Origin of the sequence: Polynucleobacter sp. 78F-HAINBA, assembly GCF_018882325.1 — a bacterium.
Taxonomy (GTDB): Bacteria; Pseudomonadota; Gammaproteobacteria; order Burkholderiales; family Burkholderiaceae; genus Polynucleobacter.
Window position 1 is genome coordinate 30,539 of record NZ_JACVOQ010000010.1, and the last position, 24,460, is coordinate 54,998.

Genomic DNA, 24,460 nt, shown 5'->3' on the forward strand with positions numbered 1-24,460 from the left:
TTGTATGAATGCCAATTAGGCATCGCCAGCTTCATCAGAATTGGCGTCAATTGCTGGGTCAGCGGAAACATCCCCACCCTCAACATCTTCACCGTCATCCAAATCATTCTCATCATCAGAATCGCTTTCAGCAATACGCTGCAAGCCAGACAAGCGTGTGCCTTCATCAACGTTGATCAATGTGACGCCTTGTGTTGCGCGCCCCATCTCACGAATCTCTGAAACACGTGTGCGAACCAAGATACCGCCAGTTGTGATCAACATAATTTGATCCTCAGGAGATACCAAAGCAGCAGCAACTACTTTTCCGTTTCGTTCAGTTGTCTGAATGGCGATCATGCCTTTAGTTCCACGACCATGACGAGTGTATTCACCAATCGGAGTGCGTTTACCAAAACCATTTTCTGTTGCAGTCAATACGCTACTTGGAATAGCCAGGCCATTCGCATCAACGACAACCGCTTCAGCACCCTCGGCAGCTTCAGCCGGGGCAACTAACATGGCAATCACTTGATGACCTTCACCCAAGTTCATACCGCGCACACCGCGTGCTGTACGACCCATTGGACGAACATCGTTCTCATCAAAGCGAACCGCTTTACCAGCGTCAGAGAACAACATCACATCATGCTGACCGTCAGTAATGGCTGCGCCAACTAAGAAGTCGTTTTCATTCAAATCAACGGCAATAATTCCGGCCTTACGTGGATTAGAGAAGTCAGACAAGCGCGTCTTCTTCACAGTGCCCAAGCTGGTAGCCATAAAGACGTAATGATCATCTTGATATCCCTTAATCGGGAGAATCACAGTAATCTTTTCACCTTCAATCAATGGGAACATATTGACGATCGGCTTGCCACGTGAATTGCGGCTACCTTGTGGAACCTCCCACACTTTGAGCCAGTACATACGGCCACGATCGGAGAAGCACAAAATGATGTCATGCGTATTCGCAACGAAGAGTGTTTCAATCCAATCTTCATTTTTCGTAGCGGCAGCTTGTTTGCCACGACCACCACGTTTTTGCGCGCGGTATTCACTCAGAGGCTGGCTCTTCATATAACCAGTGTTAGAAAGTGTGACCACCATATCTTGCGGAGTGATCAAATCTTCTGTGAACAACTCAGTTGCATTCATTTCAATGAATGAACGACGACCTGTATCACCACCGGCAATACCAAACTCAGCCTGCACTTCTTTCAATTCAGACTCAATGACTTGAGTGACACGCTCTGGCTTAGCCAGTAAGTCGAGCAAGTCAGAAATCTCTGCCATGACATCTTTGTACTCGTTGACGATTTTGTCTTGCTCAAGGCCAGTCAAACGTTGCAAACGCATCTGCAAAATTTCTTGCGCTTGGCTATCAGACAGACGATAGAGGCCGGTAGACTGCATGCCGTACTCAGGCAATAAACCTTCAGGGCGATAAGCGTTGCGACCGCCCGGAGTATCTGTCTCAGCACGCGCTAACATCTCGCGAACCATGGAAGAATCCCATGCCTTGCTCATCAATTCTGACTTAGCAATCACTGGGTTTGCAGCAGCTTTAATGATGGCAATAAATTCATCAATGTTTGCCAAGGCAACTGCCAAGCCTTCTAAGACATGACCACGTTCACGCGCTTTGCGTAATTCAAAAATCGTACGACGTGTAACTACTTCACGACGATGCTGCAAGAAGTACTCGAGCATTTGCTTCAGATTCAATAGGCGCGGCTGGTTATCCACCAATGCCACCATATTCATACCGAAGTTATCTTGCAGTTGAGTGCTCTTGTACAAATTATTCAGAACGACTTCAGGCACTTCACCACGCTTGAGCTCGATCACTACGCGCATGCCTGACTTATCAGATTCATCACGCAGATCAGAGATGCCTTCTACTTTTTTCTCATTCACCAACTCAGCAATGCGCTCGAGTAAGTTCTTTTTATTTACTTGGTATGGCAATTCGTCAACGATGATGGCCTGACGTGCACCCTTATCAAGGTCTTCAAAGTGGGTCTTGGCACGCATCACCACACGGCCACGGCCGGTGCGATAGCCTTCGCGAACCCCTTGAACCCCGTAAATGATGCCGGCGGTCGGGAAATCTGGGGCCGGAATGATCTCAATCAGCTCATCAATCGTGCATTCTGGGTTGTGCAAGACGTGTAAACAGGCCGTAATCACCTCATCCAGGTTATGGGGAGGGATATTGGTAGCCATACCAACCGCAATACCTGAGCTGCCATTAATCAGCAAATTAGGCACTTTTGCAGGAAGAATCAGGGGTTCTTTCTCGCTACCATCGTAGTTTGGCCCGAAATCCACGGTTTCCTTGTCCAAATCGGCCAAAAGCTCGTGGGCGATCTTACGAAGGCGAATCTCGGTATATCGCATTGCAGCAGCGTTATCGCCGTCTACGGAGCCAAAGTTACCCTGTCCATCAACCAGCATATAGCGCAGCGAGAAGTCCTGGGCCATACGAACAATGGTGTCATACACCGCAGAATCGCCATGCGGATGGTATTTACCGATCACATCGCCAACTATACGGGCAGATTTTTTGTAAGCACGGTTCCAATCGTTGTTTAATTCATACATCGCGAATAAGACCCGGCGGTGAACCGGTTTGAGGCCGTCACGTACGTCTGGCAGGGCTCTGCCGACAATGACGCTCATTGCGTAGTCCAAATAGGACCGCCGCATTTCGTCTTCTAGGGATATTGGTAGTGTTTCTTTAGCGGCTTGTTCCATTTAGAAATAATATCATTTTGATGACTGATAGCCCCTATGCTAAGATTCTGTCAGTTTGTACGAAATTGAGATGTGTCGCTTTGCGGTTTTTTGCTTCAAAGTAGGGCGAATTACATTTAAGTTTGACTTTAATTAAAAAAGAGATTTTTGAGGACTAAAAATGAACAAAACCCTAAAAGTGTTGTTAGCTTCTGTTGTTACTGTTTCTGCATCTGCAGCAATGGCTTCTGATAACTGGGAAAACAGCGCTGGCTTGAATTGGAAAAACGGCGACGGCACATTGTGCTGGCGTGACAACAGCTGGACACCTGCAACTGCAGCTCCTGGTTGCGATGGTTATTTAACAGCCAAAAAAGCTTCTGGTGTAAGCCAAAGCAAGATCACTTTGCAAGCTGACACACTCTATGACTTCGACAAAGCAACATTGAAGGCAGAAGGTAAAGCAACTTTAGACAAAATCGCTAAAGACTTAAGCAAGATCAAATTAGAAGTAATTATTGCTGTTGGTAACACTGATAGCGTTGGTACTGATGCTTACAACATGGCTCTCGGCCAACGTCGTGCTCAGTCCGTTAAAGCTTACTTGGTAAGCAAAGGTGTTGACGGTAGCCGTATTTACACAGAATCAAAAGGCAAGAGCAATCCAGTTGCATCTAATGCAACTGCTGAAGGCCGCGCTAAGAACCGCCGCACTGACATCGAAGTTGTTGGTACAGCTGCAGTTAAGTAATTCTTTTTACTTGTAAAAAAGCCCGGTTCTGCCGGGCTTTTTTATTTCCGCTATATTCGTAATTCATCTATCTCAGTAAGCCTCTCACGCCTTTATCTCTATGAACGTCGATCAATCTGAAATCGCCAAATTTAGTGCCCTAGCCCATCGCTGGTGGGATCCCCATAGCGAATTCAAGCCTTTGCATGCAATCAACCCTTTGCGCCTTAATTGGATCAAATCCTTTGTAGGTCTAGAGAGCAAAAAGGTTCTAGATGTTGGTTGTGGCGGTGGAATCCTGGCGGAATCTATTGCGCAGTCTGGCGCCGATACCTGCGGCATTGATTTATCTGAAAAAGCCCTTAAGGTTGCTGAATTGCATGCCCTCGAGGTAGGCGCTACCCTCAAATACCGCTCTATATCTGCGGAAGCGCTAGCCGAAGAAGAGCCAGAGCAGTATGACGTCGTGACCTGCATGGAAATGCTAGAACACGTTCCAGACCCTGCCTCAGTAGTTCGAGCCTGCGCCAAGCTCTGTAAGCCGGGCGGCATCCTCTTTTTCAGCACCCTCAATCGCAGCCCTAAGTCCTACTTATTTGCCATTATTGGTGCGGAATACATCTTGCGATTACTGCCCAAGGGTACGCATGAATATGCCAAATTCATCAAACCTTCAGAATTGGTCGCATTTACACGCCAAGCAGATCTAGAAATGATCAGCATGAAGGGTATGAGCTACAACCCCATCACGCAGGTCTATAGCCTTGGTGAAGATGTTGATGTGAACTACATGATTGTTGTGCGCAAATGAGTAACGGGTTAGCAAGCCCTTACAAGGGTATCTTTTTTGACCTAGATGGCACCCTAGCCGATACTGCCCCAGACCTCGTAGCAGCTGCCAATCAGCTCCTCATCGCCAGAAATCTCGCGCCTAAGCAATATGAGGTCTTGCGCCCTTGCGCCTCTGCCGGAGCTCGTGGCCTCATTGGCGGAGCTTTTGGAATTGCCCCCGACCACCCTGACTTCATTCCCTTGCGAGATGAGTTTTTTACAAACTACGAGAAAGCTTTGCTGGTCAACAGCGTGCTTTTTGATGGCGTAGAGCACTTATTGGACCAACTGGATGGCGCCAAGCTTCCTTGGGGCATTGTGACCAACAAGAGTGAGCGCTTTACGAATCCCCTTACTGATTTGATGGGTCTGCGCCAAAGAGCAGCATCGACTGTATCCGGTGATACCACTCCATACTCAAAACCACATCCAGAACCCATCTTGCATGCTGCCAGGCTTGCCAATGTTGACCCAGCTAGCTCTGTATACATTGGTGACGACATCAGAGACATCGTGGCAGGCAAGGCAGCAGGCATGAAGACGATTGCAGCGGCTTATGGCTATTGTGGCTGCGAAGAGCCTCCAGAAGCCTGGGGTGCTGACTATCTTGTGCGCCACCCCCAAGAATTACTAGAAATCATCTTCCCGCAGTAGGGCTTAATTTGCAATCTGCAAGATATTCAGCAATTTAAGGCAAGGAGCCTTAAAATAGAATTTCCAATGCATGCATTCTGGGACCGACATGGTTTCGACGTGGGTTACAAAGCATCAAGGGCATACCGAGGACCCGTTATCTCGTAAATCAATGGGAATGTAATAACTGCAAACGACGAACGTTTCGCACTAGCCGCTTAATTGCGGTTGCCCCTGAACTGATTCTCTCTTGGGTCAGCTAGCGCAAGCTAGATCAGGGTCATTTACAAGAGATAAGATCATTTCATGTCACGGGGAATGGTTCGAAAACTTAGTGAATCGCCAGCGTGGAACATGTCAGTCTGTGACTAGCTAGCTAAATTAAATGATATGACTAAGTATGTAGAACTTGTTGTAGAGGATTTGCGGACGCGGGTTCGATTCCCGCCGGTTCCACCATTTTGAAGTACGTAACAGTCAAACGCCACCTTCTGAGGTGGCGTTTTTCTTTCCGTCTATTTCTTACTTCACATTGATTGCATCAACGCTTCGGTGTTTTACCAACCATCTTCACCGCCCTCAAAAAATCAAAGTCGACACCTTTATCTGCTTGTGTCACTGTATCTAAGAAAAGCTTGAGGTAACCGCGCTCTGCAGTAGGCTCTATCACTGGATTGTCTTTTGCACGCTTAGCCAATTCTTCATCTGAAACTAATAAACTAATCTCGCGATTCTTCACACTGAGGCGAATGCGATCACCGTTCTGCACATGCGCAAGTGGCCCACCTACTGCAGCCTCGGGAGTCACATGCAAGACGATCGTTCCAAATGCAGTGCCGCTCATACGTCCATCAGAAATCCGCACAATATCTTTTACCCCAGCACGAGCCAGCTTCATCGGAATCGGAATGTATCCTGCTTCAGGCATACCGGGCGCACCTTTGGGGCTAATATTCTTGAGCACCAAAATGTCATCAGCTGTCACATCTAAGTCTGGACTATCAATACGATTAGCTAGATCCTCGCTATTTTCAAAGACAACAGCGCGACCCTCATGCTCCATGAGCTTCTCATTAGCAGCAGATTGTTTAATGATCGCGCCGCCAGGAGCCAGGTTGCCATGCAGAACCGCAATACTGCCACGTGGATAAATTGGGTTATCAAACTTGCGCACGACATCTTGCTTAAAGCTTGGCGGGGCTGCATCAATCTCTTCGCCTAAAGTACGACCGGTTACTGTCATCGCATCTAGCTTTAGTAAAGGCTTAAGCTCACGTAGCAATGTCGTCATACCGCCGGCATCATGGAAGTTCTCCATGTAATGATCACCAGAAGGCTTCAAGTCCACTAGTACTGGGGTCTCATCACCCATCTTATCGAGCGCATCTAAATCAATCTCTAGACCCATACGTCCAGCGATAGCAGCTAAATGCACGATGCCGTTTGTAGATCCACCAATCGCCAATAAAACACGCATCGCGTTTTCAAAAGCATCAGCTGTTAATACCTTGTCAATTGTTAGGCCGTCTTTTGCCATTTGCACAGCACGAGTACCAGTCTCTTCGGCAATCCGAATACGATCGGCAGTCACCGCTGGTGGAGTAGCGCCACCCGGGACTGTCATGCCTAATGCCTCAGAGATACAAGCCATCGTACTTGCCGTACCCATCACTGAGCAAGTGCCCACGCTCGCTACCAATTGATCGTTGACTTCATCTTTTTCAACTTCATCAATTTCTCCAGCACGGAATTTTCCCCAATAGCGGCGGCAGTCCGTGCAGGCACCCACACGCTCGCTACGATGAGAGCCGGTCAACATTGAACCGGTGATCAACTGAATGGCTGGAAGACCTGCAGAAGCAGCACCCATCATTTGCGCTGGCACTGTTTTATCGCAACCACCAATCATGACTACAGCATCCATCGGCTGAGCCCGCAACATCTCCTCGGTATCCATCGACATCAGGTTACGCAAATACATGCTGGTCGGAGCAGCAAAACTCTCATGAATAGAGATTGTTGGAAAGTCCATCGGTAAACCACCAGCAAGCATCACGCCACGCTTTACAGCCTCAATCAGTTGCGGCATATTGCCGTGACACGGGTTATATGCGCTACCGGTATTAATGATGCCAATCACAGGGCGATCTAATGCACTATTGGTATAGCCTGCACCCTTGATAAATGCTTTACGCAAAAACAAAGAGAAGCCTTTGTCGCCGTAGCTCGTTAAGCCCTTACGCAAACCACTCTCTGTGGACTGCTTTTTCTCTTTGTTCGCATTGCTTGTCATAAATAATTCTTTAAATAAAAAAAATAAATAGAAATTACTACTCAGCTTTGATATCCGCTTCTTTAATCACTTTTTCCCAGCGTTTTACTTCTCCAGCCAACAACTCTGCAGATTGCTTGGGTTTTGTAGGCGCTGCAGCATAGACGCCCTGCTTTAAAAAAGCCTCTTTAACCTCTGGGTTTACCAAGAGTTTAGCGATAGCGCTATTGAGTTGGTCAATGATCGGCGTCGGTGTACCAACCGGGGCTAAAACTCCGAAGGTGGAACTCACCTCTAAAGCCGGCATACCCGACTCAGCAGTAGTAGGAACATCTGGCAACATCGAGATGCGCTTGGCCGTTGTCACCGCCAAAGGACGCAATTGGCCGGCAGTAATGAATGGCAACGCTGCCGGAACCGTTTCCACCATCATATTGACCTGGCCCGCTACCAAATCGGTCATGGCTGGGCCACTACCCTTATATGGCACATGCGTGATTTTGATGCCAGCCTCTTTTTGGAAAATCTCTGCGCCCATCCTTTGAGGCGCACCCGCGCCAGAAGAGGCGTAATTTAATTTATCTGGATTAGCTTTTGCATAATCAACCAAACCCTTCAAAGTTCTGACTGGGACATTGGGATTAACAACCACCACCAAAGGTACTGAGCCAACAATCATGACTGGAGTGAAATCCTTCAGGAGGTCGTAGCGCAACTTACCCTTTTCAAGAGTGGCCATAGTTGAATGCGATGTCACAGCACCCATCAATAAGGTATAGCCATCTGGATTTGCCTTAGCAACAGCCTCTGCACCAATGTTGCCACCAGCACCGCCGCGATTTTCAACTACAACTTGTTGCCCTAAGGATTCGCCAAGATTCTTCGCGAGAATGCGCCCAATCACATCAGTTGCCCCACCTGGAGGATAAGGAACAATCAGCTTAATAGGTCTATCTGGATAAGCTGCATGCACTGCAGCAGAAAATCCAAGAATGAGGGCGCCCTGGGCAATGGAACGGCATAATTTACCGAATTGATACGTAATCATTTTTGTCTCCGTAAACAGCTTTATTTTTATGATTTAAATATACTAAACTTTGCTGTCGCACACATTTGAGTGCACTAAGCTCGGCACCACATTAATACCAAGGACCACCATGTCAACTATTCAACCTTTTCATCTTGCATTTCCCGTAGATAACTTAGAGGCAGCCCGTACCTTTTACGGCAGTACCTTAGGTTGCGCTGAGGGTCGTAGCTCAGATGAATGGATTGACTTTGATTTCTTTGGGCACCAATTGGTCGCCCATCTTGCACCTCAAGAATGCGGCAATACCGCCTCAAATGAGGTTGACGGACATCAAGTTCCCGTAAAACATTTTGGGGTGGTTCTGACAATGCCGGATTGGCACGCATTAGCAGACCGCCTAAGTAAGAGTGGCATCAAATTCATTATCGAGCCACAGATACGATTTAAAGGCAAAGTTGGTGAACAAGCCACGATGTTCTTCCTAGATCCTGCTGGCAACGCCTTGGAGTTCAAAGCGTTTGAAGATCCAAGTCAGTTATTTGCTAAATAATTTTTGATTTCGTGCGCTGTTTACTTGACGCTCAATCGCCAGAGTGAGGTAGTTTCTGCAGCCCTGGCAAAGTAAATTAAATCAGTCTCATCCCCTGACTTTGGATGCTTTGGCTTGGTATCGATACGGCCAAGAACAATCAGCCCCGCAGCCTCAATCCACGAGAGTAACTCTTGTCGAGTTCGCAGCTCCAGATGCTCAGCCAAGTCAGACAGAATCAACCATGCCTCACCCTCAGGCAACAAATGGTCTTTTAATCCAGCCAAAAATCCTTTGAGCATTTGACTCTCTGGATCGTAAACCGCATGCTCTAAAGTGGAGCTAGGTCTTGCAGGTACCCAAGGTGGATTGCACACAATCAAGGCGGCTTTTCCTGATGGGAATAAATTGGCTCTCACAATTTCTATTTGCGAACCCAGATTTAGTTGTGCGATATTTTCTTTGGCGCAAGCGAGCGCTCGATCATCTTGATCGGTGGCAACAATCTTCTGCACGTCACGCATCGCCAAAATAATAGAGAGCACTCCAGTGCCAACACCAATATCAAAGGCTATTGATTCAGCATCTAAAGCCTTAGGTAATGGAGTGTTACAGACCAGTTCAATGTACTCGCCACGAACGGGTGAGAAAACGCCGTAATGGGGGTGAACAAACACCGGATCGCCATGTTCATCAGCCAGAATAGGCAATCCATTCTTGCGCCACTCATGAGCGCTAACTACGCCCAAGAGTTCACGCAAAGAAACTACATAAGAATGACTTACGGCGCCATAGGCTTCTACACATGCCCGCGAAATATCTGGTGCACGGCGCAATGAAATCGTGTGGTCTGGGTTGCATTGGATTAACAACATGCCCAGTATTCGGGCTCGTTGAGACTGAATGAGCCGATGTTGATTAAAGATATCTTTTGCTGTTTTCTTGGGAGTAGGATCATCCGACTTATCTACCCTCTTGCCCTTACGCTTAGATTTTTTCGAAGGTTTATCTATTCGTCGAACCAAAGCCTGTAATAGCTGTCGGGCATTCTGGAAATCGCCTTTCCAGAGGATCGCAGTGCCTTCGCAAGCTAAATGATAAGCATCATCAGCCGTTAAGGTGTCATCAGCAGCGACTACTTTTTTATGGGCTGCAATGCCATTTTCGGAATGCCAAACTGCAGAACAGGCTTGACCGCCCTCTTCCCAACAAATGGAAACATCTTGCATCATGACTTACTCAGGAGGATGCTCCTCTGGATTGACATCTAAGGCAATTAAAAAACGAGAGACCATGTTGTAAGCTGCCACTACAGTCACCAGCTCCACGGTATCCGTATTACCCAAGGCAGCCTGTAAGCGCTTCATCAAAGCGCTATCAACCTGAATGTTGCACGTCATCTGAAAAGTCAACTCTGCAGCATCGTTTTCAACATCTAAGAAAAGAGCCTTCGGGAAGCTAGATTGGCCAATTAAGCGCAATGCCTGGACCTGCTCTTCAGTACCACCAGCTTTGATAAATGGTGGTGCATGATGAAAGAACTCATATTCCGCGCCATTGAGAACCGCCACCCCGCACATAGCCAGTTCGCGGAGCTTTGGATCCAGAGAGAGGTTATTACGAATCTCTCCCACAAAATGATTCCATCCCTCAGCAATGGGGGTGCTATGCAAGAGCATGCGGTCTAGATTAATAAACTGACCACCACGCCTCTTGCGAATAGCCGCTACGAGCTCAGCAGGCTCAGCCAAATCCATCGGCTGGTAAGGAATTAAGCGTTCAGACATGGGTCTCTTGATGGGGGGTTTTAATCAAAATGAGCAATAAGTGCTTAGATTACCACTCGAATACCGTCTTCCTCGATAATGCTCATATCGCCACAAAATATTCGCTATGAAACCGATTCTGAACATTGCAGCCTATTTATTTGTCAGCCTAGACAATCTTATCGAATTGCGCACCAAAATTCTCGATGAGTGCAATGCACGACACCTAAAGGGAACTATCCTCTTGACGGGTGAAGGGATCAATATGTTCCTGGCGGGAAGTGAATCTGAGTTGCGTGGCTTTCTAGATTGGTTACGCCTGGATTCGCGCTTTGCACCCCTCGAGGCCAAAGATAGCTGGTCTGAAACACAGCCATTCAAAAAGATGTTGATCAAAATTAAGAATGAAATCATTCGCATGAATCATCCAGCGATTCGCCCGGAAAAGGGTCGTGCGAATTTCATTACGCCAAAAAAATTGCAGGAGTGGCTTGACCGGGGAATCGATGACTTAGGGCGCCCTGTAGTCATGGTAGATACACGTAATGCGTTCGAAGTTGAGTACGGGACTTTTGAGAACGCACTACATTTCAATATCGAGAAATTTACAGAATTTCCCGAGGCAATCACTGCACACAAAGATGAGTTGGCCGATAAAACTCTAGTGAGCTTTTGTACTGGCGGAATTCGCTGTGAAAAATCTGGTCTTTATATGCGCGAGATTGGTATGCAACATAGTTATCAACTTGAAGGTGGCATCCTCAAGTACTTTGAAGAAGTTGGTTCTGCACACTACACCGGCAGTTGCTTTGTATTTGATGAGCGGGAAGCGCTGGAGCCTAACCTAGACTCCATCCCACTTGAGCGCTCTATCCGAAAAAAACAAACTGCATAAATAACAAAAGTCTTAACTCGATTTACCCACCAAAGTCATATGCTCAACAAAAGGTGGTTTTGCAAAAAATGGTCCCACAATGGCTCGCCATTCAGCAAAGGCATCAGATCCCCTGAAGTCCACCGTGTGATTCTCAAGGCTATCCCAATAAATCAATAGCAAGTAGCGCGCTGGGTTTTCAATGCTGTGATTAACCTTAAACCCTCGGAATCCTTTAGCCTTGGCGATAACGGTATTCACGCCACGCAAAATAGCCTCCTCAAACTCAGCAGCCTTACTAGGGTCAATTTCTATATCGCAGTGCTCCAAAATCATGGCATTTCCTTTGTTTAGATTCTTAGGTATCGATAGTAAACTCAAGCAGAATAATAAATAACAATTTTAGAGACATGGCCAATTTACCTAGCGTTGTCATTCTTGGCGACTATGAGCAAGCCCTCCGCCGGTTTTCCAATTGGACTCGGGTAGATCAACGATGTCATATCGCCATTTATCACGAACCCCTTCATGGGGAAGCGTTATATGAAGCAGCGAAAGATGCCGATGTGATTGTGCTTGTGAGAGACCGCATACCTTTTAACGAAGCTCTCATTGCGCGACTCCCAAAGCTAAAGCTATTCATATTCACTGGCAAACGCAATGGCACTCTCGATGCCTCAGCTCTGATAGCCCGCAATATCCCGATTGCCTGCACCCCAGGCGGCCCGTCCAAAGAAACTACTACCGAATTGACATGGGCATTAATTTTGGGAGCTTCAAAACACTTAGTCCGTCAAAATAAATTAGTGGACTCTGGTAGCTGGCGCGATGAATGCTCTGTCCTCCCAATGCTTGCAGGTCAGCGACTTGGCATTATTGGCATGGGATCTATCGGCAGCTCCGTTGCCCGCGTCGGCAAAGCTTTTGGCATGGAGCTGGTCACCTGGAGCCCCAATATGACAGCCGAACGCGCCGCCGCCCAGAATGCCAAATCAGTTAGCCTGGAGGAGCTCCTAACAACATCCAAGATTGTCAGCCTCCACCTAGTAGCGGGAGCTAACACTAAGGGCTTGATTGGGGCTGCAGAGCTGGCAATGATGCGGCCAGATGCGCTCCTGGTAAATACCTCTCGCTCTGCCCTCATCAACATGCATGCTTTGCAGGATGCTCTTGTTGCTGGGCGACCAGGTCAAGCAGCGATTGACGTCTTTGATATTGAACCCCTTCCAACCAGTGACGCCCTGAGAAACACACCCAACCTTCTCACTACACCCCACTTAGGATTTGTTGCTGAACCTGTTTTTGCAGAGTTCTCTAAAGGAATTATTGATACCTTAGAGGCGTGGTTAGAAATGCGCGCTCTGCCGTACCCATTTGAAGCTTAATTACCTTGAAGACGCTCACGCCATTACAATTATTTATCAGCTTCAGCAAAATCGGCATGTCCGGTTTTGGTGGGGTATTGCCATGGGCACGACGCACTCTAGTTGAACGTGACAAGGTATTAAGTTCGGAAGAATTTAGTGCCATTCTAGGCATCTGCCAAATTGTTCCAGGCCCGAACATTGTGAATCTTGCGGTGTGTATTGGCTCTCGCTTTGCTGGTGCCAGAGGCGCATTGGCAGCAGTCCTTGGTTTAACAATGGGACCCATCTGCATTGTGATGCTGTTAGCTGTTCTTTATACACATTACAGCTACATGGAGTCGATACAAGGAGTGCTGCGAGGAATTTCTGCGGTTGGGGTTGGCTTAATCGCTTCCACTGGCATCAAAATGTTACGCGACGAGTTACGCTTTCCGGCAATGCTACTGGTGGTACTGGTTACAGTAATCGCAGCCAGCTATTACCAGCTAGGACTTGGTTGGGTAGTGCTCATCGCGTCACCACTTGCCTGGTTTTTGGCGCAGAAGAAGGCTCGCAAGCTATGAGCATATTGCTAAGTCTATTCTTAAAACTCTCTGCCTTTTCTTTGATTGCCTTTGGCGGCGTAAATGCTTTACTTCCAAGCTTGCTGAAATTATCGGTTTATCAAGAGCATTGGATAGACCTTCAAACTTTTGCTGATTATTTTGCGATTGCACAAGCTGCACCAGGTCCGAACTTTATGACGGTCACCTTAATTGGCTGGCATGTTTATGGTGTTTTAGGAGCGCTAATAGCTACTGTTGCAATTTCATGGCCATCTTCAATTCTGGTTTATCACTTACAGCGCCTGATACTCGGCATGCAGGATGCTCATAAAAAGAAGTCGATTCAATATGCAGCTGCAGCTCTAGCCATCGGCCTAGTGCTCTCTTCAGCATGGCAGATTGCTTTACAAATCAATCACAGCTACGCAGCCTATGCGCTGACACTATTAACTATTGGAATCACTGTTTTTACTCGTTGGCATCCTTTATATTTAATCGCAATGGGTGCAATTCTCGGCATCCTGGGGGTCATATGAAAGTAGTTATCTTTTTAAAATCTATCTTTGTTTGTGTATCTTTAATAGTAATTTCTGCACCACAAGCACAAATCAACTACCCCAATAAACCCATTACCGTTGTCGTACCCTATGGCGCCGGTGGAAGCGCAGATTCTCGGAGTAGGCAACTGGCTCAGAAAATGAGTTTGATTTTGAAGCAACCGATCGTGATTGATAACAAACCTGGTGCCGGCGGAAACATAGGTACTGAGTTTGTTGCGAGAGCAGCACCAGATGGATATACCATTGGCATGGGAAACTTTGCCCCGCTGGCAGTGAATAAAACCCTGTTTGGCACACTGCGTTATGACCCCGAAACAGATCTTAGCCCGATTATTCTGATTGAAAAGGGCCCACTCATTTTGGTAGTAAACCCAAATTCGCAATACAAATCTATTCAAGACATTGTTGCTGCAGCCAAAGCAAAGCCAGGCACCCTTACTTTTTCTTCAGGAGGTATTGGAGGTAGCCATCAATTATCGGCGGAACTATTTATGCAGAATGCTGGCATTCAGATGATTCATGTCCCATACAAGAGCGGCTCTGCTGCGCTAACCGATTTAATGGCAGGCAACGTAGACATGATGTTTGATCAAATGTATTCGGCAGTACCCAGCATCAGAGCAGATAAATTACGACCCATTGCCATTACAAGCAAGAAGCGGTCGCCACTCTTTCCGAATGTGCCTAGCTTTGCCGAAGTTGGCTACCCCAAGGTTGAGGTACTGAACTGGCAGGGTTTTATTGCGCCTGCTAAAACTCCCAAGCCCATTATTGACAAACTGAATGCCGCAGCCAACGAGGCTTTGAAAGATCCGCAACTGCGAGAGTTAATGCTTTCTCAAGGAAATGAAATTGGCGGCGGAAGCCCTGCTGATTTCGCTACCCTGATTAAGTCTGAGGCTGCGAAATGGAGTGCAGTAGTTAAGGCTGGAAATATCAAGCCTGAATAGGCTTGACTGAAAAACTTACTTCAGCGCTTGGTAAGTCAAAATACCCAAGAAAGTAAGGCACAGCGAACCAATCAAATGCAAAAGCGCAGTGCCTAGCGCCCAAGTTACTTCGCCGCGCTGCATAAACCCTACAACCTCAGCAGAAAAGCTGGAAAAGGTTGTGAGTCCACCCAAGAAGCCCGTAATTACAAACAACTTCCACTCTGGGGAGAGATTTGGGTTGTTGCCAAAAAAGGCTACCGCAATACCAATCAGATACCCGCCCACCATATTGGAAATAAAAGTTCCCAAAGGAAGCATGGAGGTAACGCCTACTGTAGCAAGATTAAAACCCGCCCTCAGTAATGCACCAAGGCCTGCGCCGCAGAAGATTGCAAGGATAGATAGCGACATAGGAATATTTATTGAATTGTAAAAGTAAGCATGCCAATGGAACCCATTTCTATTCCATCCACTTGTGTCTTAGGCGCCTCACCCTGCTCTTGCTGAGCAAGCACATACAATGCAGGCCAATAATGCTCAGGGGTTGGAATAGATAAATGAGCGGCATCACCAAATTGCTCCCAATGAATCAGAGTCTCATGGTGATTGGCCTTCATTTCTGAAACAAAGAAATCGTTGAACTCCTTGGCCCACGGATAAGGGGTCGCGCCCTCCTCCCATTGGATAGTCCGCAAGTTATGAACAACATTACCGCTTGCCAGAATCAAAATGTTCTCATCACGTAAAGGGCGCAATTTTTTAGCCAGCTCGTAATGCTCATTTGCAGATAAGGAGCCATCTAGACTCAATTGAACTACGGGAACATTGGCATCTGGATAAAGATATTTGAGAACGGACCAGGCGCCGTGATCAATGCCCCACTCATTCTCTTCAAGCACCACAGGAACACCTAGCAATTCCTTTACGCGGTCTGCCAACGCAGGGCTTCCAGGCGCTGGATACTGAATATCAAACAAGGCCTGCGGAAATCCGCCAAAGTCATGAATCGTTTTGGGCTTGGGCATTGCGGTAACCCACACTCCACGGGTTACCCAATGAGCCGAGATGACTAAGATTGCATCTGGGCGTTTGAGTGATTTACCAAGACTGGCCCAAGCGGCTGTATAGCGATTAGGCTCGATGGCGTACATCGGACTGCCATGGCCAGCAAATACTGCAGGTTGGCGATGGCTAGTCATTAATGCAGATTAACCGAATACGTAACCAGTATGAGCTGCAACCAATGCAAACAAAATAGCCAAGCTAGTAGCGGCTGCCAACATCACGATCAAAGTAATGATCTTCTTGTTGATTTCGTCTTTCGTTTCTTTATGCCATTCGTTCATGCTAAATCCTCATTAAACACATTAATTAGTAGCGCAATTATCCACTATCGGCCGCGGCCAGCCTTACGCATCATGGCTTTTCCGCCTCCAAAGCCTGCCTGAGGCCTACCGCCAGGTCCGGACGGGCCTTTTGGGGCTGGTGGACGGGCTACTGGCTTCGCTGCTACTGGCTTGGCCGGGGTTTTTGATTCAGGTTTTTTATCGTCAGTCACTTTTTGCTCCTATGGATATCATATTGCCATGATTACTGACTATTCTATCCAAGCTGTCGCGATTAATGCGATTCCCTTGATTTTTGCCATCACCATCCATGAAGCTGCCCATGGCTATGCAGCACGTCAATTTGGCGACAATACGGCCTATATGCTGGGTAGAGTAAGCCTCAACCCCATTAAACATATAGACCCCGTGGGGACAATCCTCATTCCCTTGCTGTTGATTCTGTCAGGGTCCCCCTTTTTAGTTGGCTATGCCAAACCGGTACCTGTGAACTTTGGGCGCCTGCGCAATCCCCGTATTGACTCCATTTGGGTGGCTTTAGCTGGTCCTGGATCGAATTTCATTCAGGCTTTAATTTGGCTAATCCTACTCATTGGCTTTGTTGGACTTGGCATCAATGAAAAGTTCCTCATCTCCATGTCACAGGCTGGCATTACCTGGAATTTAGGATTGCTAGTTTTCAACCTATTTCCGCTTCCACCTCTAGATGGTGGCCGGATTCTGGCGGGACTCCTGCCAGCACGCCAATCTATTGACTTGGGTAAGTTAGAGCCTTGGGGCTTTTTTATCGTTCTAGGCCTCGTATTTACTGGGATTATTGGCAGCCTTTGGATGACCCCCTTGATGGCCTTTTTTGAGTGGTTGATTCTCTTGCTGACCAGCCCCTTAAGAATGATTTTCTAAGGAAATTCAGATCGGCAAAAATCAGCATTCGAGAGTATGCTGACCCAATACTGCATCACATCTTCCATCTATTGAAATCATTGGAGTCCTCATGAAAATCAAACATCTTGTTTTAGCCATCCTTGCACCAACACTATTACTAAGTGGAATTGCCTATGCACAATTTAAAAAACCTGAGGACGCAATTAAGTATCGGCAGAACGTATTTAATGTGATGGCGAATTCTTTTGGAAAAATTGGCGCTGTTATTAAAGGCGAAGCACCATTTAATAAAGATGAAGTTGCCAAGAATGCAGCTGTTGTTGCAATGCTCTCCACCCTGCCATGGCAAGCATTTGGTCCAGGCACTGAGGGTGGCAATGCGCTTCCAGGCGTTTGGTCAGACAATGCCAAATTTAAATCTGCTGGAGAAAAAATGCAGGTCGCAGTAGCGAATCTCAATACTGCTGCGCAGTCAGGTGATCAAGAAGCAATTAAGAAGGCATTTGGTGCAGCTAGCGCTACCTGCAAAGGCTGCCATGATGACTTCAAGAAAAAATAATTAGTTCGTTATCAAGTAACCCAGAATCACCGCAATTAGGCTGAGCAGTAATAACGCTAGGCCGCGTTGCCAAGCTCCATCCTTGGAGGCCTGACCCAAGTCAGCAGGCAGATACTTTGCCTCCTCGCTTGGGTCGATTTCTTTATCGCCCATCAACATTGGCTTAATTAAATTCTCACCCTTGAATTTCTGATAATAAAAAATTGCACAGAGGTGAACAACAATCAAAATAATCAGAACCTTTTCATTCTGATGATGAATAGAGGTTAAAAGTGCAACCGTTTCATTAGAAACATGTTTTGCGAGCGGCCCCTCAAAAGCGATATCGTCATTTGCGAAAAGACCAGTCACCGCCTGAAGACCAATCGAAAACAGTAAAGCTAGAACAGATAAGGCGCCCAAGGGGTTGTGGCCAAGACTCGCCTTAGCTTTGCCAGATAGATAATTCAGAAGGCCTTTTGGGCTTGGTACGAAATTGATAAAACGGGCATGGTGCGAGCCAATCAAACCCCAGCAGATTCTAAAAACAATCAAAGCCAAAACACAGTAGCCAACTCGCGCATGGAACTCCATCGCATTGCCGCCAATCTTGACGGTCACGAAACTCAAAATAATTCCGAGAACCAAAAACCAATGAAAGAGGCGAATCGGCAAATCCCAGATACGAATGATTTTTTTCATAACTTAAGAATAAATCACCACATGGGATTGCTCCCGATTTATTTAATCTCTGGCAGATCCTTCTGAATGATCTTCAAGCCTTCACGCAAAGCTTCTTGGTAACGCTCTCGCTCCGCCTTCATCGTCTCTGTAGTCCAAGAATAAAAACCTTCGCCGGTTTTCATGCCCAACTTCCCGCTGGCGATACGATCGCTCAAACATTTTGCAATATCTGGAGAGTTATTCAGGGTGGGATAAATCGTTGCTCCACCAGCACCATGCACATCTAGACCAGCATGATCCCTCTGCATTGCAGGTCCAGCAGCGATGTAGCGGAAACCAAAGCCAAAACGTACCGCCTTATCAATATCTTCTAAGCTAGCAATCCCTGCATCGACCATGGCAAAGGCTTCACGTGATAAGGCATGCTGCAAGCGATTTGCCAAGAAGCCTGGTAAATCTTTTTTAACAGTAACCGGCACCATACCGCAGGCCGTCATCAATCGAGAAAGGCTTTCACCCACCATGGGAGAAGTCTTTTGGCCATAAACCACTTCTACGCAGGGCACCAAGTGCGCAGGCATGAAGAAATGCAAACCAATCATTCGTGCTGCCGTTTTCAAGCCTTTTGAGATATCACTAATCGGGAAGCTCGTGCTATTACTTGCCAAGACCGCTTCTGGCTTTGCATATTGCTCCAGCTTGGCAAACAACTCTTGTTTAATATCCAAACGCTCAGGCACGCACTCGATAACCAAATCCACCTCAGGCCAATCTATCTCCTCTAAAGATCCGGCGGTAGAGAGCAAATGTAAGCGATGCTCATAACCAAGATCAATCATGGTGTTAGCAAAGTAATCTGGTAATAGAGCACGACGCTCGGTAGTGGGCTCTAGGACTTGTACAGCACAACCCCCGCGTGCGCAAACGGCTGCCACATCAGCACCCATAGTGCCGCCGCCAACAATGACGACTTTAGTTTCGGATGGGGTAAACAACATCTTCATTTCTCCTTAGGGGATAAGATAAGAATTACAAATCCTCTTACAATGTTTTCATTATTCCAATAAAAAAGTAAGTGAGACATGATCCCAGTCAATTCGGTACTGCAGGTCGGGCAATTTCCAGAAATAATGCAATTGGAGATTGATAAGCGACTGAGCACAAGCAAACTACTCGACCCTCAGGACAAACTTCCCGATGGCAACTTCACCGCCATCCTTACCCGCTCAAACACGCAAATCCCAAAAGAGCTACTGGAGAAACTACCAGACATGCAAATGGTTGCGACTTGTGGCGTGGGCTATGACAACCTCCCCTTGGACTATCTCAAGGCCCATGGAATCAAAGCCAGCAATACTCCGGGCGTTCTGAATGATGCCGTCTGTGAGCTGGCCATTGGCATGCTCTTTAGCTTATTGCGTCGCATTCCGGAGGCGCAGGACTTTGTCAAAAGCACCGCTTGGTCTAAGGCGCCCTTCACCATCACCTCCACCCTTGCAGGGAAATGCGTTGGGATTGCAGGCATGGGTCGCATTGGGCAAGATCTAGCAAAACGCTTAGAGCCATTTAAGGTCAAATTAGCCTACACCGGCCCCACTCGAAAAGAACTCCCTTACGAGTATTTCAGCGATATCAAGTCCTTAGCAAAGGCATCAGACATTCTTATTCTTGCATGTCCTGCTAGTCCAGAAACAGAAAAAATGATTAATGCTGAAGTCTTGGAAGCCTTGGGGCCGAGAGCTTATCTTATTAATATTGCACGAGGCAGCGTAGTAGATGAGGCGGCACTTTTAGTTGCACTGCAGCAAAAAATCATTGCTGGTGCAGCTCTCGATGTATTTGAAAATGAACCAAATCCAAACGTCGGCTTCTTAAATATTGATAATGTCTTACTAACACCGCATATTGGAAGCGCCACTTCTGAAACGCGACAATTGATGACGAACCTAGCAATAGATAATTTAGAAGCTTTCTATAATAAAAAACCACTTCTGACTGAAGTAAAAAATTAAAACGGAGTAAGTAGTGACCATTTCCCTACACCCTTCCACGCTGCCCGCAGTGCTCTCACCTGTACTGACTCCATTTAAAGAAGACGGCACCCCAGATGCGCAAAAGCTACTAAAGCAATGTCAATGGCTCGAAGCTAATGGTGTTGGCCAAGCGATCTTCGGTACAAACTCAGAAGCCAATTCCATGTCTGCCCGTCAAAAGATGGCCACATTAACCGCATTGGTTGAAGGTGGCTTAAATCCAGCACACATGATGCCTGGTACGGGCGCCACGTCCATTGATGCGACAGTTAGCATGACTCGCCATGCCATTGACCACAAGTGCGCGGGTGTATTGATGCTACCGCCTTTCTACTACAAAGATATTACTGATGATGGCCTCTTTGCTTACTTTTCCGAAGTGATTCAAAAGGTTGGCAATGCAGCATTGCAAATTTATATCTACAACATTCCACCGGTCACCAAAATTAACCTCAGTCTTTCTCTGCTAGAGCGCCTGGCTAAGGAATACCCAAAAACTGTTGTTGGCATGAAAGATAGTTCTGGTGATTGGGCTTATACAGAGTCCGTAATCAAACTCTTGGCACCATCAGGTTTCCGCGTATATGCCGGTAGCGAAGTCTTCTTAATGCGTGCCCTGCGTGCAGGTGGCGTTGGCTGCATCTCCGCTACTGCTAACGTAAACCCTAGGGCCATCGCTGAATTGGCGGCCCATTGGAGAGAATCTGACGCAGATCAACGCCAAGCCGCCCTAGATCAAGTACGCTCAGTATTTGCTCAATATCAAATGATTGCCGGTATGAAAACTGCAGTTGCACACTTCAGCAAAGATTCAGAGTGGTTACGCGTACGCCCACCACTCATGCAACTGAGTGCAGATCAGCAAGCGAAGTTGTTGAGCGAGCTACAAAAAATTAATTTCAGCATGCCAGGCCTTTAATTCAATAGACAGATAACAGGAGACAAAAATGAAGCTTATTAAAGTAATTGCTCTATCGCTCACTTTGTTGTTTAGTGCAGCGCAAGCACAAAATATTTCAGTAGCAACCGGCGGTACTGGTGGTGTTTATTACCCAATGGGTGGTGGCCTTGCCTCAGTACTATCTAGCAAGGTACCTGGAATGTCTGCAACTGCTGAAGTGACTGGCGGCTCAGTAGATAACCTAAACCTCATCGGCACAGGCAAGCCTTACGTTGGCTTCTCTATGGCTGATGCTGCTAAAGACGCCAAAGATGGTGAAGGCAAATTCACCAACAAGAAAATCGATTTGCGTACTCTCTTGGTGCTCTATCCAAACCTCATGCACGTTGTAACAGTAGACTCCACTGGCATTAAGTCCATGAAGGATCTCAAAGGCAAGCGTATTAGTACAGGCGCCCCTGGTAGTGCAACTGAAGTAATGGCTTTCCGCCTCCTCGAGGCTGCTGGCTTAGATAAAGATAAGGATGTCAAGCGCGAGCGTTTGAGCGTAGCCGAATCTGTCAACGCAGTAAAAGACCGCAAAATTGATGCGTTCTTCTGGGTTGGTGGTTTGCCAACTGCCGCTGTAACCGACCTCGCTAATAGCCCTGGCATGAAAATCGTCATGATTGATAATGCTGCTGAAGTCGCCGCCATGAACAAGAAATATGGCAATTTGTATTTCGCTGCCAATATTCCAAAAGAAACCTATAGCGGCATGGGCAAAGACAATAAGGTTGCTGGTGTAGCTAACATCCTCGTAGTTAACGCCAATATGCCTGATGATGAGGCCTACAAAATTGTGAAGGCTGTCTTTGATAACAAGCTTGAATTGGTTCGTACTCACAAGGAGTACATCAACGTAACCCTTGAGAATCAAAAACAAAGCTCCTCACCAATCGCATATCACCCAGGTGCAGCGAAGTATTTCAAAGAAAAGAACATTAAATTAAATTAATTTAATTTCACACTGATATCAGGAGTGCCCACAAGCACTCCTGAATTTTTTGATAGTTCCGCATTAGCAAGACAAAAAAGCTGTATACAAAAAAATAGGTAGAGACATGACACAAGCTGTAATTGATAACGAAACACAAGAAAAATTAGATGCCTTCATTAAGCAAGAGGAAGGTGATTCCAATGACTACAAAGGTCTCTTGGCCAAGTTCATCACCTTGGTGGCGGTTGGCATGTCACTCTTTCACCTATACGCCGCTTACTCCATTGTTCCAACCCAGCAACTGCGTGTTATCCACGTAGCCTTAGTACTGTTTTTAGTTTTCCTAAGCTTTCCGATTGCGGCGCGCTTTAAGAACCGCCTCATGTGGTGGGACATCCTATTTGCTGTCGGGTCGATAGCTGTCGCCTATTACATCCTCAGCGGTGGAGATGATCTGTTTGATCGCAATACTGCCCCGAATTCAACTGACGTCATGTTTGGCGTCTTCCTGATTGCGCTAATCCTAGAGAGCGTCCGAAGAACCAATGGCATGGTCTTGGTAGTAGTGACCTCTCTTTTCTTGGCGTACGCCCTCTTTGGCAACTACTTACCAGCCCCTTGGACACACAAAGGCTATGACCTTGATCGTCTAGTGGGCTACATGTTCATGACGCTTGAGGGTATTTATGGCACTGCGGTGGACGTATCAGCCACCCTCATTATTCTGTTCACCATTTTTGGCGCCTTCCTCCAATTTACTGGTGCAGGCAAATTCTTTATCGACTTCTCTTTTGCTGCTATGGGCGGTAAATCTTCTGGTGTTGGTAGAACGATTGTTCTCTCCTCATTCTTGTTGGGCGGCCCATCAGGTTCTGGCGTAGCCACTACTGTTACCGTTGGTTCAGTAGCAGCCCCGATGCTCGATAAAGTCGGTTACGAAAAAAATGCGGCTGGTGGTTTGCTGGCTGCCGGTGGTTTAGGTGCAATCATCTCCCCGCCTGTACTTGGAGCAGCGGCATTCTTGATCGCTGACTTTTTGAAAATTTCTTACTTAGACGTGTTGCTAATGGCAACCATTCCAACCATCCTGTTTTACCTTGGCTTATTGGTCATGGTGGAAATTGATGTACGCAAGTATGGAATGAAGAACATCCAGTTCAAAGCAGCAGAATCTGCCTGGCAGTTAACCAAGAAATATTGGTTCCACTTTTTCTCACTAGTCTCGATTGTGGTCTTCATGATGTTTGGCTTCTCGCCAGTCATGTCCGTGTTCTGGGCGACCGTGGTATCCGCGCTCTCGAGCATGCTGCGTCGTGACACTGCCATCATTCCTTGGGAGTGGTTCCAAGGCAAAGAGAAGATTTTCTCTGGTCTCTACAACTCTAACCTTACCAAAGCTCTGGCATCTGGCTCGACTGGCGTTCTAGCGATTGCAGTGACCTGTGCTGGTGCCGGCTTAATTGTTGGCACTGTTACATTGACCGGTTTAGGCTTGAAATTCAGCTCTATTGTGATTCAGTATGCAGGCGGCTCACTCTTGCTTACCGCCATCTTCACAGGCCTCGTAGTTTGGGTTGTCGGACTTGCCGTTCCAGTAACTGCGTCATACATTATTTGCGCCGTGATCGCAGCACCTGCGCTGATTAACCTCGGCGTTCCAGAATTTGCAGCGCACATGTTTATTTTTTACTACGCCGTGCTTTCTGAGGTATCCCCTCCAACAGCACTCTCCCCTTTTGCAGCTGCGGCTATTTGCAAAGGCAATCCATACAAGACCACCCTGCAAACTTGGAAGTACGTTGCACCAGCAATCTTGGTGCCATTCATGTTTGTGCTCGATAAGTCAGGCGTGAGCTTATTGCTAATGGGCTCCACTACTGCTTTAGAACAAGCGGATTGGGCTCAGATTGCCTGGGTTTCATTTACCGCAGTAGTTGGCATCATCTGCTTGGCTGGCGGACTTCAAGGATGGTTTATTGAGAAGACCAAAGTCTTTGAACGCATCATTATGGTGATCGCAGGCGTGGCACTTGCCTACCCTTCAACCGAGGCTGACATCATTGGATTTGTAGGTTTTGGTTTGGTGCTGATCACTCAGTCAATCACCCATTTCAGATTGAATCCCAAAGCTAGCTAAGAATATTTAAGCTGCGTCAGAACATAAAAAATCCCGCCTCATGTGAACTGACCCCCAGTAGTTGGACGGTTTAGTTAGGTTAGCACGAGGGATTGAGTTCGGTATTGCACCGGGCTCAATCCCTTTAGTTTTTGTTTGATTCGATCGTGGTTGTAGTAGTGGATGTATTC

Annotated in this window: 28 protein-coding genes and 1 other RNA gene; 16 read left to right on the forward strand and 13 right to left on the reverse strand. The window is 47.0% G+C overall.

Annotated features, from left to right (window positions below; all coding sequences use genetic code 11):
* Window positions 1-15 precede the first annotated feature (15 nt).
* Window positions 16-2,739 (reverse strand): DNA gyrase subunit A, encoded by a 2,724-nt coding sequence (gyrA, locus tag ICN11_RS09425; RefSeq protein ID WP_216230170.1) that lies wholly within the window; start codon window positions 2,737-2,739, stop codon window positions 16-18.
* Between the two features lie 160 nt (window positions 2,740-2,899).
* Here gyrA and ompA point away from each other — a divergent pair, with 160 nt between their 5' ends.
* The 4 genes from ompA to ssrA all read left to right on the forward strand — a co-directional run bounded on the left by ompA (window position 2,900) and on the right by ssrA (window position 5,371).
* Window positions 2,900-3,469, forward strand: coding sequence for an outer membrane protein OmpA (gene ompA, locus ICN11_RS09430; RefSeq protein ID WP_216230171.1), 570 nt, complete (start codon window positions 2,900-2,902; stop codon window positions 3,467-3,469).
* Between the two features lie 100 nt (window positions 3,470-3,569).
* Window positions 3,570-4,259, forward strand: a complete 690-nt coding sequence (gene ubiG, locus ICN11_RS09435; protein WP_216230172.1) for a bifunctional 2-polyprenyl-6-hydroxyphenol methylase/3-demethylubiquinol 3-O-methyltransferase UbiG — start codon at window positions 3,570-3,572, stop codon at window positions 4,257-4,259.
* Entirely contained in the window at window positions 4,256-4,933 is a 678-nt protein-coding gene (locus ICN11_RS09440; protein ID WP_216230173.1) for an HAD family hydrolase, read from the forward strand. The genes ubiG and ICN11_RS09440 overlap by 4 nt, the downstream gene beginning before the upstream one ends.
* Window positions 4,934-5,012: 79 nt before the next feature.
* Window positions 5,013-5,371: a transfer-messenger RNA gene (gene ssrA, locus ICN11_RS09445) on the forward strand.
* Between the two features lie 82 nt (window positions 5,372-5,453).
* Here the strand turns inward: ssrA and ICN11_RS09450 are convergent.
* Together ICN11_RS09450 and ICN11_RS09455 are read right to left on the reverse strand one after the other, a co-directional pair.
* Window positions 5,454-7,205, reverse strand: a complete 1,752-nt coding sequence (locus tag ICN11_RS09450) for an IlvD/Edd family dehydratase (protein WP_216230174.1) — start codon at window positions 7,203-7,205, stop codon at window positions 5,454-5,456.
* Between the two features lie 37 nt (window positions 7,206-7,242).
* Window positions 7,243-8,232, reverse strand: coding sequence for a tripartite tricarboxylate transporter substrate binding protein (locus ICN11_RS09455; RefSeq protein ID WP_216230175.1), 990 nt, complete (start codon window positions 8,230-8,232; stop codon window positions 7,243-7,245).
* Window positions 8,233-8,341: 109 nt separating this feature from the next.
* Here ICN11_RS09455 and ICN11_RS09460 point away from each other — a divergent pair, with 109 nt between their 5' ends.
* The gene (locus tag ICN11_RS09460) at window positions 8,342-8,764 is read left to right on the forward strand and encodes a VOC family protein (protein ID WP_216230176.1); all 423 of its coding nucleotides are present in this window, start codon (window positions 8,342-8,344) and stop codon (window positions 8,762-8,764) included.
* A 20-nt stretch (window positions 8,765-8,784) separates the two neighbouring features.
* On the opposite strand, the gene ICN11_RS09465 is transcribed toward ICN11_RS09460, so the two are convergent.
* Window positions 8,785-9,975: a class I SAM-dependent methyltransferase gene (locus ICN11_RS09465; RefSeq protein ID WP_216230177.1), complete on the reverse strand. Its 1,191-nt coding sequence runs from the start codon at window positions 9,973-9,975 to the stop codon at window positions 8,785-8,787.
* 3 nt (window positions 9,976-9,978) lie between these two features.
* The gene (locus ICN11_RS09470) at window positions 9,979-10,530 is read right to left on the reverse strand and encodes a carboxymuconolactone decarboxylase family protein (protein ID WP_216230178.1); all 552 of its coding nucleotides are present in this window, start codon (window positions 10,528-10,530) and stop codon (window positions 9,979-9,981) included.
* A gap of 106 nt (window positions 10,531-10,636) precedes the next feature.
* Here ICN11_RS09470 and ICN11_RS09475 point away from each other — a divergent pair, with 106 nt between their 5' ends.
* The gene (locus ICN11_RS09475) at window positions 10,637-11,404 is read left to right on the forward strand and encodes a sulfurtransferase (RefSeq protein ID WP_216230179.1); all 768 of its coding nucleotides are present in this window, start codon (window positions 10,637-10,639) and stop codon (window positions 11,402-11,404) included.
* 12 nt (window positions 11,405-11,416) lie between these two features.
* Here ICN11_RS09475 and ICN11_RS09480 read toward each other — a convergent pair whose 3' ends face one another.
* Window positions 11,417-11,719, reverse strand: coding sequence for an antibiotic biosynthesis monooxygenase (locus ICN11_RS09480; protein ID WP_216230180.1), 303 nt, complete (start codon window positions 11,717-11,719; stop codon window positions 11,417-11,419).
* A 74-nt stretch (window positions 11,720-11,793) separates the two neighbouring features.
* On the opposite strand from ICN11_RS09480, the gene ICN11_RS09485 reads away from it, so the two are divergent.
* From ICN11_RS09485 to ICN11_RS09500, 4 genes are read left to right on the forward strand one after another with little or no spacing between them, the layout of a single operon-like run.
* A complete protein-coding gene (locus tag ICN11_RS09485) occupies window positions 11,794-12,768 on the forward strand; it encodes a D-2-hydroxyacid dehydrogenase family protein (protein WP_216230181.1) in 975 nt (324 codons plus the stop codon).
* A gap of 5 nt (window positions 12,769-12,773) precedes the next feature.
* Window positions 12,774-13,313 carry a chromate transporter gene (locus tag ICN11_RS09490; protein WP_216230182.1) on the forward strand — a complete coding sequence of 180 codons (540 nt, stop codon included), beginning with the start codon at window positions 12,774-12,776 and terminating at the stop codon, window positions 13,311-13,313.
* Window positions 13,310-13,831, forward strand: coding sequence for a chromate transporter (locus tag ICN11_RS09495; RefSeq protein WP_216230183.1), 522 nt, complete (start codon window positions 13,310-13,312; stop codon window positions 13,829-13,831). Before ICN11_RS09490 ends, ICN11_RS09495 begins: the two co-directional genes overlap by 4 nt.
* On the forward strand, window positions 13,828-14,805 hold the full coding sequence (locus tag ICN11_RS09500; RefSeq protein WP_216230184.1) for a tripartite tricarboxylate transporter substrate binding protein: 978 nt from the start codon (window positions 13,828-13,830) through the stop codon (window positions 14,803-14,805). The genes ICN11_RS09495 and ICN11_RS09500 overlap by 4 nt, the downstream gene beginning before the upstream one ends.
* Window positions 14,806-14,820: 15 nt before the next feature.
* Here the strand turns inward: ICN11_RS09500 and crcB are convergent, their stop codons facing one another.
* Genes crcB through ICN11_RS09520 form a run of 4 tightly spaced genes read right to left on the reverse strand, consistent with a single transcriptional unit; the run spans window position 14,821 to window position 16,345 of the window.
* Window positions 14,821-15,198 (reverse strand): fluoride efflux transporter CrcB, encoded by a 378-nt coding sequence (crcB, locus tag ICN11_RS09505; RefSeq protein WP_216230185.1) that lies wholly within the window; start codon window positions 15,196-15,198, stop codon window positions 14,821-14,823.
* Window positions 15,199-15,206: 8 nt separating this feature from the next.
* A complete protein-coding gene (gene ygiD / locus ICN11_RS09510) occupies window positions 15,207-15,986 on the reverse strand; it encodes a 4,5-DOPA dioxygenase extradiol (protein WP_216230186.1) in 780 nt (259 codons plus the stop codon).
* A 9-nt stretch (window positions 15,987-15,995) separates the two neighbouring features.
* Entirely contained in the window at window positions 15,996-16,133 is a 138-nt protein-coding gene (locus ICN11_RS09515) for a hypothetical protein (protein WP_173960827.1), read from the reverse strand.
* 44 nt (window positions 16,134-16,177) lie between these two features.
* A complete protein-coding gene (locus ICN11_RS09520; RefSeq protein ID WP_015421675.1) occupies window positions 16,178-16,345 on the reverse strand; it encodes a hypothetical protein in 168 nt (55 codons plus the stop codon).
* Between the two features lie 28 nt (window positions 16,346-16,373).
* Between ICN11_RS09520 and ICN11_RS09525 the strand changes: the two genes are divergently transcribed.
* Together ICN11_RS09525 and ICN11_RS09530 are read left to right on the forward strand one after the other, a co-directional pair.
* Complete coding sequence (locus ICN11_RS09525; protein WP_216230187.1) at window positions 16,374-17,036, forward strand: site-2 protease family protein; 663 nt, start codon at window positions 16,374-16,376, stop codon at window positions 17,034-17,036.
* 91 nt (window positions 17,037-17,127) lie between these two features.
* Window positions 17,128-17,577, forward strand: a complete 450-nt coding sequence (locus ICN11_RS09530; RefSeq protein WP_216230188.1) for a cytochrome c — start codon at window positions 17,128-17,130, stop codon at window positions 17,575-17,577.
* On the opposite strand, the gene ICN11_RS09535 is transcribed toward ICN11_RS09530, so the two are convergent.
* Entirely contained in the window at window positions 17,578-18,258 is a 681-nt protein-coding gene (locus ICN11_RS09535) for a cytochrome b/b6 domain-containing protein (RefSeq protein WP_216230189.1), read from the reverse strand.
* A gap of 38 nt (window positions 18,259-18,296) precedes the next feature.
* Entirely contained in the window at window positions 18,297-19,238 is a 942-nt protein-coding gene (locus ICN11_RS09540) for a 3-hydroxyacyl-CoA dehydrogenase family protein (protein ID WP_216230190.1), read from the reverse strand.
* Window positions 19,239-19,322: 84 nt separating this feature from the next.
* Between ICN11_RS09540 and ICN11_RS09545 the strand changes: the two genes are divergently transcribed.
* The 4 genes from ICN11_RS09545 (at window position 19,323) to ICN11_RS09560 (ending at window position 24,290) form a co-directional block, all read left to right on the forward strand.
* Window positions 19,323-20,252 carry a 2-hydroxyacid dehydrogenase gene (locus ICN11_RS09545; RefSeq protein ID WP_216230191.1) on the forward strand — a complete coding sequence of 310 codons (930 nt, stop codon included), beginning with the start codon at window positions 19,323-19,325 and terminating at the stop codon, window positions 20,250-20,252.
* A gap of 13 nt (window positions 20,253-20,265) precedes the next feature.
* Entirely contained in the window at window positions 20,266-21,192 is a 927-nt protein-coding gene (locus ICN11_RS09550) for a dihydrodipicolinate synthase family protein (protein WP_216230192.1), read from the forward strand.
* A gap of 28 nt (window positions 21,193-21,220) precedes the next feature.
* On the forward strand, window positions 21,221-22,171 hold the full coding sequence (locus ICN11_RS09555) for a TAXI family TRAP transporter solute-binding subunit (protein WP_216230193.1): 951 nt from the start codon (window positions 21,221-21,223) through the stop codon (window positions 22,169-22,171).
* Between the two features lie 106 nt (window positions 22,172-22,277).
* Window positions 22,278-24,290 carry a TRAP transporter fused permease subunit gene (locus ICN11_RS09560; protein ID WP_216230194.1) on the forward strand — a complete coding sequence of 671 codons (2,013 nt, stop codon included), beginning with the start codon at window positions 22,278-22,280 and terminating at the stop codon, window positions 24,288-24,290.
* A gap of 74 nt (window positions 24,291-24,364) precedes the next feature.
* On the opposite strand, the gene ICN11_RS09565 is transcribed toward ICN11_RS09560, so the two are convergent.
* Window positions 24,365-24,460 (reverse strand): IS3 family transposase (locus ICN11_RS09565; RefSeq protein ID WP_216123889.1); only part of this gene is annotated, 96 nt, incomplete at its 5' end.